We start from the raw sequence: 18606 nt of genomic DNA on the forward strand, positions 1-18606 counted from the left end.
TCCGTCTATTATCAGCTCGGGTGCTTAACCATATATAATGAGAAAAGACGTATGCCAATTCATACGTCTTTTCCTATGTCTTTTAATAAGAAAGTAACAGCCCATTAGTTTTCAGTAAGTATTACTCAGCTTTTGCAGCTTCTAAAGAGATAGAAAACTTCACTTTATCTCCAACAAGAACTCCACCTGTTTCAAGAGCAGCGTTCCAAGTTAGACCGTAATCACTGCGGTTTACTGTACCTTCTGCACTGAAACCAACCTTTTCATTTCCCCAAGGATCTTTGCCTTGACCTTCGAAAGTGACAACAAAAGTTTCAGATTTTGTTACGCCGTGAAGAGTAAGGTCGCCAGTAACGTTGTACTCATCTTCGTCTTTTCTTTCAATTAAAGTAGATTTAAAAGTCATAGTAGGATAGTTTTCTACATCAAAGAAATCTGCAGAACGAAGGTGGTTGTCACGATCTTCGTTACGAGTATCAATGCTTGCCACATCTACGTTAAACACGATGTTAGCAGTTGTTAAATCAGTTGGATCTGCATCAATTTCTGCATCGAACTTATGGAATGCACCATTTGTTTTAGCGATCATCATATGTTTGATTGAAAAATCAACGTTGCTGTGTGCTGTGTCTACTGCCCATTTTGCTTTTGTCATTTTAATAAACCTCCAATTGTTTTGTTTTAGTTTGTATATCTCGAATTAAATATATTTTATTTCGAGGTAATTATATGATATGGTTCAAACCTTTGTCAATAAATAAATTTTCAAAAAAATAAAAACAGTTCGCGCTACGAACGCAAACTGTTTTTTTAAAGGCTGTTTTCGTAAAGTTTGTTGTTTTAGAAAAATCCCAAAAGCCGGCTTTTTCCCCGCGTAACCCTGGGTTTATTGGTCTATTTGGAGAGTAGCTCTTTTCTAAGGATGAAAATATTCTGATTGGCTGTTGAAACAGCTAGTTTATTTCCTGAAAAGTGTGTATATAGCAACATTGTTTTAGAAAAGAGCCTTAGTAAAAGTAATATCAATTAATAGTATTTCCGAACGGCTCCCAATCCGGAGCGGTGGACCCCAAAAGCCAAAACCTGAGGAGACGAATGCATGAAGTTGACTTTTCTTCAAATATCCCCAATCAAGCTCAAAAATTCTTCTAGTAATCAAATGGTTCGGTGCCATCTGTCCACGATGTGTATGTCCAGACAGCATTAAATCCGCTCCGTGCTCTGCTGCTTGAACGAGTTCTAGTGGTTGATGATCCATAATAAAGATCGGCTTTGTCTCATCTAAACTATCTAGCAGGTTTTCCATGTTTTTTCGGTTACGATCGGTCTTATCTTTTCTCCCAACCAGCTGTATACCGCCTTCAAGAACAACTGTTTCATCCATTAAGATAGGAATTCCAATACGCTGCATTTCTTCTACATACAGGGGAATTCCGCCACCATAATATTCGTGATTTCCTAAAACCCCGTAAACACCATATGTAGCTGATAGGTTTTCCATAATGGAACCGAACCCTTTTTGAATAAAAGGCTCAGGGTCATCATCAATTATATCCCCTGGCAACAGAATCAGATCGGGCTGTAGCGAATTCACTTCTTGAACCAAACGATTCGCATGAGTTTTACCGGATAAATGGCCAAAGTGCATATCAGATGCCATGACAACCCGGAGTGAGGAAAATGAAGCTTCCTTATCTATTTTAATAGAATGCTCCCGAATCACAGGATTATAGGCGTTGAAAGTACCAAGCCCCAAAATACCAATCATCACAAAAAGGACAAAGGTACCAACCCAAAAAATAACGCGGTCAGGAGAAAAACCAGCAAAAATAAATAGCCAACCAATAAAATCAGCGATCGGAAGGAGCAACAAGGTGTATTGAATGATTCCGAACCAATACGAACCTATGTATTTGAGAACTAATAATTTTTTAAAAAATCTCGCTAGAACATAGCTGTATGAAAACAGAAAAATAACAGCCACAACGATTCCGAAAATTTCTACTGAAAAAGTGGACTGTAGCCACAGATGTACATTCCAGCTGATATAAAAGGTAAAAAAGCTATATAAAATAATGGTTAGGACAAGCCTACTGAACATGGCTGTTTTCAAATGATTTTACTCCTATTCCTGTGCTACAAGGCGCTTACAGAGTGATGCTTGTATTCCTTGTTTTTGTAGCTTTTCAACAATTTGCGCACTCGTTAATCGTTTACTTATTATCATCGTTTCACGAACTGCTTGTTTTACTACCTCATTTAGCTTCATCTTTACCCCTCATTCTGTATGACCAATTGGTCAGTTTAAGTATATGCTTTAAATGACTAGAAGGTCAAACTATGTGAAACACGCACAATCTCTGAGCGTTTATTTTCTTGAATAATATTCTGACATGAGATTTTTATAGTGATCAAGGCTAGGATATCCACTGAAGTTTGATAGCATGCCTTGGATGACAGGAGCTCGCGGCTTTTCTTTTTCAAGTTCCTCTTTTAATACTTGAAAAGTGACTAGCAGCTCGTCTTCTCCTATTTTATCTATCTCTTCTTCTAAGTTTTTTAGTACATTGGATAACGATGGCTGATCAGACGAAAGGAAGAAGTGTATGATTTCTTCGACTTTCTCGTTTGTTAAGAAGGGACTGTCTTCATAAATATCCTTCACTATACTATCTGTTCTTTTAAGAATAAACTCAGTAACCTGTTTGATATTAAAATCTGGGGAAGAAAATAATAAAACACCCATATATGATTTGATCATGCCTTCAAGGATAATCGTTATATCCCATGAGTACGGTTCAATGTCCGGACCGTAAATATCAATAATGCTTTGGCGATAGTGTTGATGTGATTCCATTTGCTTCCCTAGTAACAAATGTTTGATGGTTTCATTTCTCGGTATCGCTTGCTCTTTTGTAAGCATAATAAGAAAGTCTCTATGCGTAAGAAAATGTGAATATAATGCCATCTGTTGAGAAATAAACTTCTCTCGAGGACTTTGAGTGCTTGTTACTACTTCTGAAAAAGCTTGCTCTATCATTTCAAAATGGTATTGTAAAATAGCTAATAGTAAGTCATCTTTTGATTTAAAGTGTAAATAAAAGGCCCCTTTAGAAATTCCACTTTCTGTTGCAATTTCTTGGATGGATGTGGTTGAAAAGCCTTTACTGGCAAAAAGCCTCATGCTCACTTCAATAATTTGCCTATCTTTTTCATTCATAGAAAAACCCCCGTTAAAACAAGTTCCGATATTAATTGTAATTTTTTTATTATAAAATTTGAATCTTTATTTATAGTATTCCGTATTAACACATTGTGAGTACAAACAAGTTGACGACTGACCGATCAGTCAGTTATATTGTTATAGTGATGACTGTTCGGTCATATATAGTTTTGATTATAACAAATCACTTGAAATTAATCAAAAGGGGAGAAAAATGTTTGAAAAGTTTAGTTAATTTTGTCCTGAAAAATAAACTTGCTGTTTGGTTATTAACCATTATTGTTACAACTGCTGGTATATACTCTGGCACAAAGATGAAGATGGAAAGTATTCCTGATGTTTCGATTCCATATTTGATTGTCATGGATGTGTATCCAGGTGCAACGGCTGAACAAGTAATGGATGAAGTATCCATACCGATGGAGCAGACGATTGAGGGGCTTGAAGATGTTAAGGCAGTCTTTTCAAATTCATCTGCAAACGTAGCTCAATTGCAAATTGAGTACGACTATGGCGTTGATATGGATGAGAAAAAACGTGAACTAGAATCAGCACTAGATAATATAACATTACCGGAAGCTGCTGAAGAGCCAACGATTATGGCGCTTAGTATGAATATGATGCCTGTGTTGGCTTTATCCATATCCAGCACGGAGGAAGATATTGTTGAATTATCAACAACGGTTGAAGAAACCATCTTACCGGAAATCAACAATATTGATGGTGTTGGATCCACAACCATTACAGGTCAACATATCGAAGAAGTGCAATTCACGTATAACCAAGAGAAGATGGAAGCGCTTGGTTTAACGGAAGATACCGTGAAACAAATGGTTCAAGCAAGCGATATGGCGTTATCACTAGGTCTCCAACAGTATGAAGAAGGAGAAGAAGCGGTAGCCATTGATGGAGATATAAAAACGGTGGATGAACTAAAAGAGATGCTCATTCCTGTAACACCTACAGCTGAAAATCCAACTCCATTTGTTACATTAGGAGATATCGCTACGATAGAAACAGTTGGAAAAGTACAATCCATTTCCCGTACAAATGGGGAAGAAGCTATTTCTATTCAAATCACAAAAGGTCAACAGGCAAATACGGTTGAAGTAGTTAATGAAATTAAAGACTTAATTGAGGATGAAAAAGAGGCCATTGATGGATTAGTTATTGATGTAACGTTAGACCAAGGAAAACCAATCGAAGACTCTGTTTTCACAATGGTTGAAAAAGCGTTATTTGGTGGATTGTTTGCGGTCATCATCATTCTTTTATTCCTGCGTGATGTAAAATCAACACTTATATCCATCGTATCGATTCCAGTGTCTATCTTTATGGCATTCTTGCTATTAAACTGGCTTGATATTACCTTAAACATTATGACGTTAGGTGCGATTACGGTAGCGATTGGTCGTGTAATTGATGACTCGATCGTTGTTGTAGAAAACATCTATAGACGAATGAATTTGGAAAATGAAAAGCTTAGAGGTCGTGCGTTAATTCGTGAAGCAACGATTGAAATGTTTAAACCAATCCTGTCATCCACGCTCGTAACGGTTGCGGTATTCGCACCACTTATGTTCGTTGGCGGCATGGTTGGAGAGCTCTTTAGACCGTTTGCATTAACGATGGCCTTCGCTTTAGGTGCGTCATTAATTGTTGCGATTACGATTGTTCCAGCATTATCACATTTCTTATTCCGTAAGAATTTATACGGAGAAAAGAAAGTTAAACAACACAACGAGGTTGGAAGATTAGCAACATGGTACAAAGGTGTGCTAGCTAAAGCGTTAAATCATAAGATTATTACCTCTCTAATTGCGGTAGTATTACTTGGGGGATCTCTTGCATTAACTCCAATCATTGGATTTAGTTTTATGGGTTCTGAAGAAGAGAAAACCATTTACCTAACCTACACACCAGCTGCTGGTGAGCTTGAGGCAGAATCGCTAGAGAATATTGAAGAAGTTGAACAAGAGCTGATGAAACGTGATGATATAGACATTGTTCAAATTTCTTACAACAATAGTGCGTCTACAGACATGTCGGCTATCATGACGGGAGGGGCAAAAGGTGCGTTAATGTACCTAATTTTTGACCCTGACATGAAAGATTTCCCAGAAGCGAAAAAAGAAGTAGAAGATTATGTATTTAACATGGATCATTCTGGTGAATGGAAATCGCAAAATATGGCGATGGGTAGCATGAGTTCAAATGAAGTAAGCTACACATTGTACAGTGAAGATTTAGAAGACTTAAATAAAGCAGTGAACCAAGTGGAAGAGGCATTAAACGATGTGAAAAACTTGGAAGACGTTACATCTGATATGGAAAATCCATATGTGGAGCATGTGTTAAATGTGGATCAACAGGATGTGTTACAGTACGGTTTAACTACCGCACAAATCGTTGGAGCACTAGCGAATACAGGTTCTGAAGATGTGTTAACAACCGTAGAAAATGACGGTGAAAAAATTGATGTCATCGTTCAACGGGAAGCAAAAACAGATGCAAAATCGATCGATGAATTATTGGAAACTCAAATACCAACTGCATTAGGTACGACCATGCCGTTGTCTGAGCTTGTTTCCGTAGAAGAGGGAACAGCCTATAACACATTAGCTCGTAGTGAAGGGGAATACTACTCTACTGTTTCTGGAACAGTCACGACAGACGATGTCTCTGCAGCAACCTCTGCAGCAGACAAAAAAATCGATGACCTCGATCTGCCTAAAGGAGTAACGCTTGGGGTATCTGGTGTAGCCGCGGATATGCAAGAAACATTTACGCAACTTGGGGTAGCGATGTTAGCAGCGGTTCTGATTGTGTACTTTATTTTAGTTGTCACATTCGGTGAAGGGTTAGCGCCATTTGCGATTCTATTCTCTTTACCATTTGCAGTGATTGGTTCTTTCGTTGGACTTTGGATAGCTGGTGAGACAATCTCAGTATCTGTAATGATGGGACTATTGATGTTAATTGGTATTGTTGTTACGAACGCAATTGTTCTCGTCGACCGTATTATTCATATGGAACGTGAAGGAATGTCGATCCGTGACGCAATTATTGAAGCGGGAGCGACTAGATTACGTCCAATTCTAATGACTGCTATTGCAACAATTGGGGCAATGGTACCAATGGTATTTGGCGCTGGTGGAGCTGGTCTTATCTCAAAAGGATTAGCGATCACGGTAATTGGTGGTTTAACATCATCAACTCTTCTCACACTAGTGATTGTACCGATTGTGTATGAAGTACTTTCAAAAATGTTGAAGAAAAATCGTAAAGAAATTGAAGAGAACTAAGCATTATTGGAACCCTCAATCATTTGATTGAGGGTTTTTTATTGTAGAGGAATATTTTAAATCACCGCTGTTCTTAATTAAGAACATTTCGTGTTATAATAGTAGTAAAGTATGACGTGATAAAAGGAGGTGATCTTCTTGAAGAGCTCTTTAAAATACTGGACCATCGTGATGCTGATTGTTGGTCTTCTTTTCCCATCCTCTGCTTTAGCAACTTCAAGTTACTCTTATAGTGATTCGCAATCAACAAAGTCTTTTTTTAGTTTCCTCTTTTCCTATTCTAGTTCGAAGGAGAGTAACGATTGGGATAAAGATTGGGACCACGATTGGGGCGATGACGACTGGGAAGATTGGGATGGCTGTCTAAGGGAAAAGAAAGATAGTAGCAAATGTATTGAGTCAAAGGACGTATGGCATGATTGGTATTGCTGGAAAAAAGGAGACCATGACCATGACGACGATGACAACGATGACAACGATGACAACGATGATTACTCATGGTATGACAAAGACTGGGATGATGATAAGAAATATTCCTGGGGCGATTGGTCTTTTTGGAAATGGTGATAACACAAAAACAGCCAACTGCAAAGTTGGCTGTTTTAAAACTTCTTATAGAATACTTTAATCTTCCTTAACCCTCAAAATAAATTCAGACTTTGCTTTCTCTTCTCCATTAATAAGAATAACTAAACCGTGCAAACCTTCATAATGCTTACGTGTATTCAAATTCTTAAATACATGTTCTCGGACCAAACGGGTTGTTCCACTTGGATAGATCTTCTGTGATAAATGAAAAATCTTTCGCGCTTGTTTTCCGTTCGCTTTCATAAAATCAATGCCGTATTCAATCCGAAGGTTTTGTGATTCAATGGATTCGTTAATAACGTCAAATGAAAACGTTAATGTCTCACCAAGTGACAGTTGATCACATGAGAGAGTGAAATTTTGAACACTTATATTAGCCGCTGATGTGTATCCAAATAACTGAAGAATCTCAACATCCCCTTTTTTCAGCAAACTGCGACTAGCATGCTTTAATATCCAATCGGTGTGCGGACGTTTTCCTCTCCATTCACGAACGATTTGCTTTAACAGGTTGGGGTGATCTTTTGAAATATCGTTTAAATTATTTGCTACAGATTTCCTTACATAAAGGGAAGGGTCTTCCTTTAATGTTTCAAGGATAAGTAAGATGGGAGTTGGATCTTCCTTTAAAGCAGGCAAAACTGGAGCCCAAGGGAGACGCGGACGGCAGCCCTCACTCGCTAATCTTCGTATATGCTCATCCTTATCTAATGCCCAATGCTGCATTTGAATCATCATTTTTGCTTGGATTTTTAAAATAAACGGTCGAACCGCAAATTCAGAACTCGAATATTTGGTGAACTGCTCTAGTGCAATAATCGAGGTTTCCCAATGGTCTAGACCGTATACTTCAACAAAATCAGGGAAAAACAAATATTCTACACCCTTGCATTGTGGAGCGATCGTCAGCAATATTTCAATAGAAGAATCATACGGTTGCGGTAAGGATTCTCCTAATGCATGTGATATATGGCGAATTCGTTGCTTGAATTCCCGCTGTTCCCATTCGTCATCATAAATAAAGGTTAAAAACTGGTTTTCATCAAAGCTCGGATAAGTTGACTTCAAGATTTTAATAAATTGGTTAAAAAATGAAGGGCTATATCTATCTTTAATTAACTCTGCCATATATATCCTCATTTCTATTTTTGTTTCTTAAATAAAGACTCTTTTCTAAAACATTGTTGATACATACACCCTTTTTAGGAAATTAACTATATATTTCAACAGCCAATCAGAATATTTTCATCCTTAGAAAAGAGCTACTCTCCAAATAGACCAATAAATCCAGCGTTATGCGGGGAAAAATCCGGCACTTGGGATTTTTCCAAAACAACAAACTTTACGAAAACAGCCTAAATAAATAATAACAAAAAAACCACCCCACATCAGTGGGATGGCTGAAAGTTTAAATTAAGATGCTTTCTGCTCGTTTAAAACGGGTTGAACACGTTCTGCTTTGGGAGCAACATTAAATACAATATTTAATAAAATGGCCGTAATGCTACCAGCAACAATTCCGTTGTCAGTCAAAATACGAATGCTTGATGGCATTTGAGCAAATAGGTCAGGAACAGCTGTTACACCAAGACCAATTCCAACCGAACAAGCAATGATTAATAAGTTTTCTTGTGATGCGAAGTTTACCTTGCTTAACATTTTAATACCATAAGCAATAACCATTCCGAACATTGCAATCATAGCTCCACCTAGGACAGATGTAGGAATGATCGTTGTTAAGGCACCGATTTTAGGAATAAATCCTAATAGAATTAACATCGCTCCCGTAGTATAAATCACATTTTTGCTTTTTACTCCCGTGATTTGTAGAAGACCAACGTTTTGAGAATAAGTTGTGTATGGGAAAGCGTTAAATAGTCCTCCAAGTAGAATCGCTAAACCTTCTGCGCGATAGCCATTTGCTAGATCTTTTTCCGTAACTTCCTCTTCACAAATATCACTTAAAGCAAAATATACTCCAGTGGACTCAACCAAACTTACCATCGCAACAAGAATCATCGTTAAAATCGCTGTGATTTCAAATGTTGGCAATCCGAAATAGAAAGGAGTGACCATATGGAACCAGCTAGCTTCAGCTACAGCCGAAAAATTAACCATTCCCATAAAGGCAGCAACCACTGTACCTGCTAATAAGCCTAAAAGAATTGAGATCGAACGAACAAAACCGGTGAAAAAGCGGTATAAAACAATAATAAAAAGAAGAGTTCCAAAAGCTAATGAGATGTTCGTCATCGAACCAAAATCAGGGCTTCCTTGACCACCAGCCATATTGTTAATAGCAACAGGAATTAATGTAATCCCGATAATCGTTACAACTGAACCTGTTACAACAGGTGGGAAAAATCGAACAAGCTTTCCAAAGAACTTCGCAATCAAAACTACGAATAAACCAGAAACCAAGATGGATCCATAGATAGCGGAAATTCCATATTCTCCACCAATGGCAATCATCGGACCAACTGCTGTAAATGTGCAACCAAGAACAACAGGTAAGCCGATTCCAAAGAATTTATTTTTCCAGACTTGTAAAAGTGTTGCCACACCACACATTAAAATATCGATTGAAACTAAGTATGTTAATTGTTCGCCAGTTAATCCAAGGGCTCCCCCAACGATTAGTGGAACAATAACTGCCCCAGCATACATGGCAAGTACATGTTGAATTCCTAAAGAAGTAAGTTTGAACGGATTTGTTTTCATTATACCGATTCCTCCACCTTGTCTTTTACAAATTTGACCTTTCCATTTGAAAGGGACTCTACTCTTGCTAGTGACTCAACTTTCCAGCCTTGTTCTCTTAATTTCTTTCCACCAGCTTGGAACGATTTTTCAATCACGATTCCAATACCAGCAATCGTTGCTTCAGCCTGTTTAGTAAGCTCGATAAGACCTAAGGCCGCTTCTCCATTTGCTAAAAAGTCATCAATGATAAGGACGTGATCACCCTTTTTAATAAATTTGTTAGAAATAGAGATTTCGTTCGACTCTTGTTTCGTGTATGAATAAACAGTGGCCGTTAGTAAATCGTCTGTTAATGTAAGAGATTTGCGTTTTCTAGCAAAAATAACAGGGATGCCAAGCTTAAGTCCTGTCATCACCGAAGGAGCAATCCCTGAAGACTCGAGTGTGAGAATCTTTGTAATACCTTCATTTGCAAAAAGCCTTGTGAATTCTTCACCAATTTCTAGCATGAGCTGAGGGTCTATTTGGTGGTTTAAAAACGAATCAACCTTTAAAACAGACTCCGAGAGTACTTTTCCCTCTTGTAAAATCTTATCCTGTAATAACTTCATATGTCCTCCCTAAGAAAGAAAAATAAAAAAGCCTAACTTCATTGCATTCACATCAAATTGAGTGAAGCAATGACCTTAGACTTTAAAAGGCGTGGTTTGCATGGATATACAAATATCTTAGCAATTCCCATTGCTCACTCATAGTCGAATTATTTACGGTAATTCGGTAGAAACTTGCGAGCCGTATTCTCGCTATTATATGAGTGAATCCTATGAAGTTAGGTATTATTATACCACCATTATATTGTAGTTCAATAGAGAAATCACAATTAATTCCGAAAATTATTGGTAAAAAGATGCATTAATATTCGTGTTAAGGGTTTCAATAGTCAGATGAATATGAAAAAATAGCAAACTACCAATAAAATACGAACAAAGAGGTGCCCGTTTCGGACACCTCAACTCTATTATTTGGTAACTGTAACAGCTTCTACCTCTAACTCGACCGGATGCTGTTTATGTCTACTATAGAAGATACCTGTGGTGAGTAATGAAATGGCTCCGAAAATAATCACCATGATTTGTAGTCCCACTACATCTAATAAAAACCCGGTTCCTAGTAGCACGACCTGAAACATGATTCGGTCAAGCATATTTCGGAACGAAAAGAAGCGACCGTGGAAGTTCTTTGGAACCTTTGTTTGAAACAAAGTAGAGACGGTCGGGTAAAAGCAGCCAACCGCAAAACCTACAATCGCAAAGGAAAGAATAGCAAGAGCCTTGTTCTCAACAAAATACAAGGAGATTTGACCCAAACCGATCACGGTTGAAAAAACGAAAATAATCGTAAAAGGAGACCATTTATCATTGAGCCTTTTAATCACAAATGTTCCTAGCATAAAGGCAATCCCTTCTGCTGTATAAATCAATCCTTTAATGGAAGAGTCATCATGAATCTCACTAATATTAATGACCATCAAATTAAAGCCACTTAGAAACAATAATGGAACAAGTGCCATAATGAGTGTCATCAAGACAACGGGCATTCCTTTGATAACAGGGAGGACGTCTTTAAATCCGCTAGATCCGTTATTTTTAAGTGATGAACTAGATAGAGCTGGCTCATCCATTTTTAAAAAGAAGGTGAAACCGAGTAAAACACCGTAAGCAACAAATGAGGCAACATACAACATAGATAACGGCATAACAACCAGCATGGCGCCAGCTAAAGCCGTACCTAGTACACGTGAAATGGTTGCCACATTCATATGTACTCCATTCAATTGGAGAAGTTGGTTTTCTGCAACAATTAGAGGGATGGCTGATTGTAGAGCTGGAAAATAAAAAGCAGCTGAGAGCTGAATACCGATCATAAACACGACCATCCACCAGACGGAACCGGTGTAAAGAGCGAGGAACATAAAGATAACGCTGAACATACGGGCAATTCCCGAATAAATCATAATTGTTTTTTTACTATACTGATCGGTCATTCGACCAGCAAGTGGACCAACAAGAATTCCTGCTAACAAGCCAGTAGCGAGGATAAGTGACTTAACAAAATCAGAGGGCACCTTCTCTTGCATAAATTCTAAGTTTCCGATAATTCCGGTCCATAATCCAACCCCAGCAATAAACTCGCCAATTAAAATAATCCATACATTCCGATTTTTCCACATGATTTTATAGCCTCTTTTTTAATTTAATATATTCTTATGATGATAAAAAATTTCGTTTCCCGAAGATTATTATATAAGTTTTTCTAAAATCTGTCATGGGTAAATTTGATGGAAACTTATGTTGTCACAACAAATGAAAACAACAGAGTTTTACACTCTGTTGTAATTTCTTTCAATAATAAAATGGGTCAAATCTCCACGGAATATCGTTTTGGAGTACTCAATAATGGTTCCATCCTCTAAGTATGCATGTGTATCTAAAGAAAAGCAGGGGCTGGCCACTGGAATTTGGAGCTTTTGTGCTACTTCCTCATCCGGAAGATACAATTCTAAATGCTCAACCGTTTTATTTATGTGAAGGTTGTATTGAGTTTGTAACAGCTTGTACAGTGAATCTTCACAGCCTTCTTTATTAATAGCAGGTGTTTTATACCAAGGTAGATAAGAGACCTCATATTGAATAGGTTCATCATTCACGAAACGAACGCGCTCGAGTAAATTTACAGGCTCACCTTCGTTCACTTTTAGAAGATTCATCAAATAATCGTCCGCAGGCACTACTTCTAAATTAATAACCTTAATGGACGGTATTTTTCCTTGCATCGAAATTTGATCTGAAAATCGTTCAATCGTTGTGGTCAACACTTGCTTCACTTTATTGTTAGATACAAATGTACCGCTTCCTCTTTTTCGGTAAACATATCCCTCGGATGTTAACTGCTGAAGTGCTGTTCGAACGGTCGTACGGCTCACCCCAAAGGTTTCACAAAACTCTGCCTCTGTGGGAAGCTGCGAATCCGGTGGATATTCTCCATCTTTTATAAGCTGGATAATCGCTTCCTTTACTTGTAAATGTAGGGCATTTCCATCTTTTATCTCTTCATTCATATCGGAAAACCTCCTTGTTTCATTATAGCAAACATTATTCTTAATTTGTATCTTCATATAGGTATAAAATAATTTGTAATAACAAATTAAATAATTGTATTGAAATATAATACATAAGTCATTACAATGAAGGTACATCTTGGTAAGCGCTCTCATAATAACGACATAAGGGGGAATAGGTGGATGATGAGTTTTATTGAAAAATACATCATGCCGGTGGCGAACAAGTTGGGGAATAACAGGCATTTACTTGCGATTCGTGACGCGTTGGTTGGAATGATCGCGATTACGATGGTAGGTTCTTTGGCCGTCCTGTTAAACAACTTAGGATCAGTACCAGGGATTGGAAAGCCGTATCAAAAAATGATGGTTGCCTTATTCGGAGAAACATGGAACACACTTGGCGGAGACATCTGGTGGGGGACGCTTGCGTTCATGACCGTTTTTGCTGTCTTTGGAATTGCCTACAAGCTTGCAAAATCTTATGGTGATGATGGATTTGAAGCGATGCTCGTTGCAGGAGCTGCTTTCTTTGTCCTCATTCCTCAAATAGGAAATGTGACACTCACACCTGAAGGAGGAGAGGCCGTCACTGGTGGCGCTTGGGGCTTTATTAGTTGGAATTATTTTAATGCTACTGCACTTTTTACAGGTATTATCGTTTCTATTATTGCGACTGAGATTTTTGTACGGTTGGCGAAAATCAAGTATTTGGTGATTAAGTTACCAGATGGAGTACCACCTGCCGTTGCACGATCTTTTTCAAAATTACTTCCTGGAATGGCGACGATTTTTACCATGGGCTTATTTGGTCTTATTTTACGAAAATTTATTAGTGATGGTGCGTATTTAAATGATTGGTTAAATAAAGTTCTTGTTACCCCTTTAACGGGTGCAGTCGATTCATTACCATTTGCGGTATTGATTGTTGCTTTAGTTCACGGGTTCTGGGTCATTGGATTACATGGACCCAATATTTTAGGTGGAATCACGACGCCATTAATGACGAAGCTTGGACAAGAAAACTTGAATATGTATGCACAAGGTGTGGAGAAGCTGGGGGACTATAACATTCTTGCCGGGTCATTCCTAGATGCCTTTGTTTACTTAGGAGGTTCAGGGGCAACGCTTGGTTTGCTGATTGCACTGTTTATTGCCGGAAGAAGAAGGCATAAACAGCTATTAGCGCTAGGAACTCCTCCAGGGTTTTTCCAAATTAACGAACCGATTTTATTTGGTCTCCCAATTGTATTAAATCCGATCTGGTTTATTCCGTTTATCTTAGGTCCAATTGTTATGACAATTATTGCATATCTATCGATTAGTCTCGGTTTGGTTCATCCAGTAGTGGCGGATATCCCATGGGTAACACCAGCCATTCTAGGTGGACTACTCGCTACGGGTGGTCATATCTCTGGAGCCGTTCTTTCGGCTGTAAATCTAGTAGTCTCTATTGCTATTTATCTACCATTTGTGATTGCCCAAGGAAAGATCGAAGCAAGAAAAGACCGCGAAAGAGAACTTCAAGCACCAACTGATACTTTGAAAATGTAAAATGATTCCCTGGGCAAAGTGATTCATCTTCCCAGGGAGTTTCTTTTTTTAAAATATAAGGAGGTCATACCATGAATAAAGGATTAAAAATTGTAACGATTGGCGGAGGATCTAGCTATACGCCTGAATTAATTGAAGGATTTATTAAGTATTATGACGAACTACCAATAAGAGAAATATGGCTTGTGGATATAGAAGCAGGAAAAGAAAAGCTCGATATTGTTGGAAACTTAGCTAAACGAATGGTCGAAAAATCAGGGCTTCCAATCGAAGTTCACTTAACACTCGATCGAAGAAAAGCGTTAGAAGGGGCAGACTTTGTCACAACTCAATTGCGAGTAGGATTGTTAGAGGCTCGGAAACTTGACGAAAGCATACCGTTAAAGCATGGAGTGTTAGGACAAGAAACGAACGGACCGGGTGGATTGTTTAAAGCATTCCGAACCATCCCGGTGATCCTTGATATCTGTCGTGAGATGGAGGAGTTTTGTCCGAACGCGTGGCTCATCAATTTTACCAACCCAGCTGGTATGGTAACAGAGGCCGTATTAAAACATACGAAAATAAAAGTAGTAGGGCTTTGCAATGTTCCGATTGGGATGGAAATGGGAGTGGCGAAATTATTAGGTGTGGACCACAGTCGCGTTAGAATCGATTTTGCTGGGTTAAATCATCTGGTGTATGGATTGGATGTTTTTGTTGATGGAAAATCGGTGAAAAAGGAAGTTATTTCTCTTTTAACAAATCCAGAAAAGGCAATTACGATGCAAAATATCCATGCGATGGGATGGGAACCTGAATTTTTACAAGCATTAAATGTTCTCCCATGTCCATATCATAATTATTATTACAAGTCTGGTAACATGCTAGAAGAAGAACTAAAAAAATTCCGTGAAGGAAATATTCGAGCGGAGGTTGTAAAAAGATTAGAGGATGATTTATTTGAGCTGTACAAGGACCCAAGCCTTGACATCAAGCCACCACAGCTAGAAAAAAGAGGTGGAGCTTACTACAGTGATGCTGCTGTTCGCTTGATTCACTCGATGTATACAGATAAACGTGATATTCAAGCAGTGAATACAAGAAATAACGGAGCTATTTCCAATTTACCTGCGCAAGCCGCTGTAGAAGTAAGCTGTGTCATTACAAAAGACGGTCCGAAACCAGTTAGTGTAGGAGAATTGCCGGTAGCGGTTAGAGGACTAGTGGGGTATATGAAATCCTTTGAAGAGGTGGCCATTGAAGCTGCGGTAACCGGAAACTATAATACAGCCCTTCTAGCCATGACCATGAATCCCTTTATTCCAAGTGATCAAACCGCAAAGACGATTCTTAATGAAATGTTAGAAGCGCATAAAGAGCATTTGCCGCAGTTTACTTTAAAATAAGGAGAATGTACATGATTCAATTAATTGTAAACGCAGACGACTTTGGTTTTAGTTCTGGAGTGAATTATGGGATTATTGACACTCATCTGAATGGAATTGTGAACTCCGCCACAATGATGATGAATATGAGTGGAACCGAGCACGCCATTCAACTTGCAAAAGAGCATCCTAGCCTACAAGTAGGGATTCATTTGGTCCTTACATGTGGCAAACCCCTTTTACAAGATGTTGGGTCACTTACAAATGAAGAGGGATTCTTTCACTCCTTATCAGAGCTCCACTTGAAAAAAGACTCTGTACATCTTGAAGAAGTGGAGAGAGAATGGACAGCTCAAATTGAAAAGTTCCTCAGCTCAGGTGTTCCCCTTACACATATGGATAGTCATCATCATGTTCATACGATTGAGGAATTATTACCGGTTGTTCAACGATTATCTAAAAAATACAACTTACCGGTGAGAGCAAATGGGATAGACCAAATTCAAGGGGTTGAGCCGTTTTCTGATGTGGCCCTATTTGATTTTTATGGAGATGGGTTGGAAGCAACGTATTTTGACAAGCTTAAGGAAAGCTTCACCCAACCAATAAAAATTGAAGTCATGGCTCACCCAGCTTACTTAGATACGGCTCTGTTAAATGGTTCCTCCTATACGTACAAGCGAATAGAAGAGGTAGATATTTTAAAAACTGTGGTGCTGCCTGATGATATCCAATTATTATAAAAGGGAAAATGTTACAAGTTTTATAGTTGCATATAGTAATAAATTTGTGTCATAATAGGAATGTAATCATTTTGTTTCGACTATATTAATAGTATAGTAAAAAGAATATTATCGGTTTTCCTTTCTCAGTAAAGGGGAGTAGCGTCAGGATTTTTCCTGAAACAAAGTCGTCAATCCATGGAGCAATCCATCGGCTTTGTTGGCATAAAATGTGCTTAGCGAGACCTTTGCCTACAATGGCAAGGTCTCTTTATTTTGTGGGCAAAAAAATCGATAAGAACTTATTTTTTAGGAGGGAATTTGTTATGGAACTAGAATTTTTAACCGCACTACTTACCATTATTGTCATTGACTTAGTTCTTGCCGGTGATAATGCCATTCTTATTGGTTTAGCAGCTAGAAATCTTCCAAAGGAACAGCAGAAAAAAGTTATTTTATGGGGTTCACTTGGAGCAATTATCATTCGTGTGGTCGCAACACTTGCTGTTGTATGGTTACTTAAGATCCCAGGTCTACACTTAGTTGGCGGACTGTTACTTGTTTGGATCGCGTATAAGTTATTAACGGATGATGATAGCCATGGTGATGTAAAAGCTGGTGATAACTTTTGGGCAGCGATTCGTACCGTTATTATTGCGGATGCATTAATGGGATTAGACAACGTACTTGCAATCGCTGGTGCTTCTCACGGCAATATGACTTTAGTTATTATCGGATTACTGATCTCTGTACCCGTTGTGATGTGGGGTAGCACGATGATTATAAAATGGATCGAGCGTTTCCCAGTTATCGTTACAATTGGATCAGCTATCTTAGCATGGACAGCTGCAAAAATGATTGTTGGAGAAGGATTCCTAGAAGGTATTTTTGCAAATGGTTTTGTAAAATACGGGTTTGAAATCCTTGTCATTGCTGCTGTAGTTTTAGCAGGAAGAATGACCATGAAAAAGAAACAGCTTGCAGCGCAAACCGAAGAAACATTCGAGTTGAAAAAGGCTGGTTCTCATTAATATATGTAAGGTGCTCCCAGATGAGGGAGCACTTTTTTATATTTTAAGTTCTTGATGAAGTTGGGTGGATGTTTCGATTTGAAAGGTTGCATGATCAATATGATATTTCTCACGTACCAAAGAAATCGCCTCTTGAAGTATCGTTTGTGAAGGCTGATCATCTTTTACAAGCAGATGGCATGTTAACGAATGTAGTCCAGATGTGATCGTCCAAATATGGAGATCATGTACATCGACCACGCCTTGAATCGATTCAAGAGTATTCTTTACATCCTCTTGATTCACAGCTGGTGGTGTTCCCTCCATTAGTATGTGAAGAGAATGAGAAATGACACCCCATGCACTACGTAAAATTAATAAAGCGACAATAACGGAAATAATAGGATCGGCGATATACCATCCAAATACGAGCATGACGATTCCAGCAATAATCGCCCCAACTGACCCTAACGCATCTCCTAATACATGTAAATAGGCACTTCTCACATTCACGTTATCTTTCACATCACCATTTCGTAATAAAGACCAAGCGCTAATTAAATTGGCTCCGAGACCAATACAAGCAATGAGGATCATCGTTCCGCTTGCAACGGTCGGAGGCTCAATAAACCGTTCAAATGCTTCCCACACGATAAAACCAGCAATGACAAATAATGTTACCCCATTAAATAGAGCCGCTAATACTTCAAAACGGTAAAATCCAAAGGTTTTCTTTGGTGTAGCCGGACGAGAAGCAATCCATAGAGCTACCAAACTAAGCAATAAAGAGCTCGCATCACTAAGCATATGCCCTGCATCTGACAAAAGTGCAAGACTATTGGTCATTAATCCTCCAAAAAATTCGGCGAACATAATTCCTGTTGTAACCAATAAAGCGATTAATAACCCCTTTTTATTTCCTTCCCGCTGCGAATCAAAATGATCATGGCAATGGTCATGAGCATGGTGGTGATGATGATGTCCATGACCGTGGTGATGATGATGACCCATGTGAA

16 protein-coding genes and 2 riboswitches are annotated in these 18606 nt (G+C 38.4%); of the genes, 6 read left to right on the forward strand and 10 right to left on the reverse strand.

The window, feature by feature from the left end; translation table 11 throughout:
- Nucleotides 1-121: 121 nt before the first annotated feature.
- The 4 genes from ACQ5H4_RS11915 to ACQ5H4_RS11930 form a co-directional block, all read right to left on the reverse strand.
- Nucleotides 122-655: a YceI family protein gene (locus ACQ5H4_RS11915; RefSeq protein WP_430775123.1), complete on the reverse strand. Its 534-nt coding sequence runs from the start codon at nt 653-655 to the stop codon at nt 122-124.
- A gap of 339 nt (nt 656-994) precedes the next feature.
- The gene (locus ACQ5H4_RS11920) at nt 995-2113 is read right to left on the reverse strand and encodes a metallophosphoesterase (protein ID WP_430775124.1); all 1119 of its coding nucleotides are present in this window, start codon (nt 2111-2113) and stop codon (nt 995-997) included.
- A gap of 12 nt (nt 2114-2125) precedes the next feature.
- Complete coding sequence (locus tag ACQ5H4_RS11925) at nt 2126-2269, reverse strand: hypothetical protein (protein ID WP_430775125.1); 144 nt, start codon at nt 2267-2269, stop codon at nt 2126-2128.
- A gap of 99 nt (nt 2270-2368) precedes the next feature.
- A complete protein-coding gene (locus tag ACQ5H4_RS11930; protein WP_430775126.1) occupies nt 2369-3220 on the reverse strand; it encodes a TetR/AcrR family transcriptional regulator in 852 nt (283 codons plus the stop codon).
- 221 nt (nt 3221-3441) lie between these two features.
- Here ACQ5H4_RS11930 and ACQ5H4_RS11935 point away from each other — a divergent pair, with 221 nt between their 5' ends.
- Both ACQ5H4_RS11935 and ACQ5H4_RS11940 read left to right on the forward strand, forming a co-directional pair.
- On the forward strand, nt 3442-6528 hold the full coding sequence (locus ACQ5H4_RS11935; RefSeq protein ID WP_430775127.1) for an efflux RND transporter permease subunit: 3087 nt from the start codon (nt 3442-3444) through the stop codon (nt 6526-6528).
- A 138-nt stretch (nt 6529-6666) separates the two neighbouring features.
- Complete coding sequence (locus ACQ5H4_RS11940) at nt 6667-7095, forward strand: hypothetical protein (RefSeq protein ID WP_430775128.1); 429 nt, start codon at nt 6667-6669, stop codon at nt 7093-7095.
- Between the two features lie 57 nt (nt 7096-7152).
- On the opposite strand, the gene ACQ5H4_RS11945 is transcribed toward ACQ5H4_RS11940, so the two are convergent.
- From ACQ5H4_RS11945 to ACQ5H4_RS11965, 5 genes are all read right to left on the reverse strand, one after another.
- Entirely contained in the window at nt 7153-8244 is a 1092-nt protein-coding gene (locus ACQ5H4_RS11945; RefSeq protein ID WP_430775129.1) for a DNA alkylation repair protein, read from the reverse strand.
- Nucleotides 8245-8529: 285 nt separating this feature from the next.
- The gene (locus tag ACQ5H4_RS11950; protein ID WP_430775130.1) at nt 8530-9837 is read right to left on the reverse strand and encodes a nucleobase:cation symporter-2 family protein; all 1308 of its coding nucleotides are present in this window, start codon (nt 9835-9837) and stop codon (nt 8530-8532) included.
- On the reverse strand, nt 9837-10430 hold the full coding sequence (locus tag ACQ5H4_RS11955) for a xanthine phosphoribosyltransferase (protein WP_430775131.1): 594 nt from the start codon (nt 10428-10430) through the stop codon (nt 9837-9839). The genes ACQ5H4_RS11950 and ACQ5H4_RS11955 overlap by 1 nt, the downstream gene beginning before the upstream one ends.
- 121 nt (nt 10431-10551) lie before the next feature.
- A riboswitch (purine riboswitch) is annotated at nt 10552-10653 on the reverse strand.
- Between the two features lie 184 nt (nt 10654-10837).
- Nucleotides 10838-12049, reverse strand: a complete 1212-nt coding sequence (locus ACQ5H4_RS11960; RefSeq protein ID WP_430775132.1) for an MFS transporter — start codon at nt 12047-12049, stop codon at nt 10838-10840.
- A gap of 150 nt (nt 12050-12199) precedes the next feature.
- Nucleotides 12200-12937 (reverse strand): GntR family transcriptional regulator, encoded by a 738-nt coding sequence (locus ACQ5H4_RS11965; protein ID WP_430775133.1) that lies wholly within the window; start codon nt 12935-12937, stop codon nt 12200-12202.
- Nucleotides 12938-13120: 183 nt separating this feature from the next.
- Here ACQ5H4_RS11965 and ACQ5H4_RS11970 point away from each other — a divergent pair, with 183 nt between their 5' ends.
- From ACQ5H4_RS11970 to ACQ5H4_RS11985, 4 genes are all read left to right on the forward strand, one after another.
- Nucleotides 13121-14491, forward strand: a complete 1371-nt coding sequence (locus ACQ5H4_RS11970; protein ID WP_430775134.1) for a PTS sugar transporter subunit IIC — start codon at nt 13121-13123, stop codon at nt 14489-14491.
- A gap of 71 nt (nt 14492-14562) precedes the next feature.
- On the forward strand, nt 14563-15879 hold the full coding sequence (locus ACQ5H4_RS11975) for a 6-phospho-beta-glucosidase (RefSeq protein WP_430775135.1): 1317 nt from the start codon (nt 14563-14565) through the stop codon (nt 15877-15879).
- A gap of 11 nt (nt 15880-15890) precedes the next feature.
- Nucleotides 15891-16601, forward strand: a complete 711-nt coding sequence (gene chbG, locus ACQ5H4_RS11980; protein ID WP_430775136.1) for a chitin disaccharide deacetylase — start codon at nt 15891-15893, stop codon at nt 16599-16601.
- A gap of 121 nt (nt 16602-16722) precedes the next feature.
- Nucleotides 16723-16818, forward strand: a riboswitch (yybP-ykoY riboswitch).
- Nucleotides 16819-16906: 88 nt separating this feature from the next.
- Nucleotides 16907-17611: a TerC family protein gene (locus ACQ5H4_RS11985; protein WP_430775137.1), complete on the forward strand. Its 705-nt coding sequence runs from the start codon at nt 16907-16909 to the stop codon at nt 17609-17611.
- A 36-nt stretch (nt 17612-17647) separates the two neighbouring features.
- Here ACQ5H4_RS11985 and ACQ5H4_RS11990 read toward each other — a convergent pair whose 3' ends face one another.
- Nucleotides 17648-18601 (reverse strand): cation diffusion facilitator family transporter, encoded by a 954-nt coding sequence (locus ACQ5H4_RS11990; protein WP_430775138.1) that lies wholly within the window; start codon nt 18599-18601, stop codon nt 17648-17650.
- Between the last annotated feature and the right edge of the window lie 5 nt (nt 18602-18606).

Origin of the sequence: Bacillus coreaensis (assembly GCF_050586445.1) — a bacterium.
GTDB lineage: Bacteria > Bacillota > Bacilli > Bacillales > Cytobacillaceae > Robertmurraya_A > Robertmurraya_A coreaensis.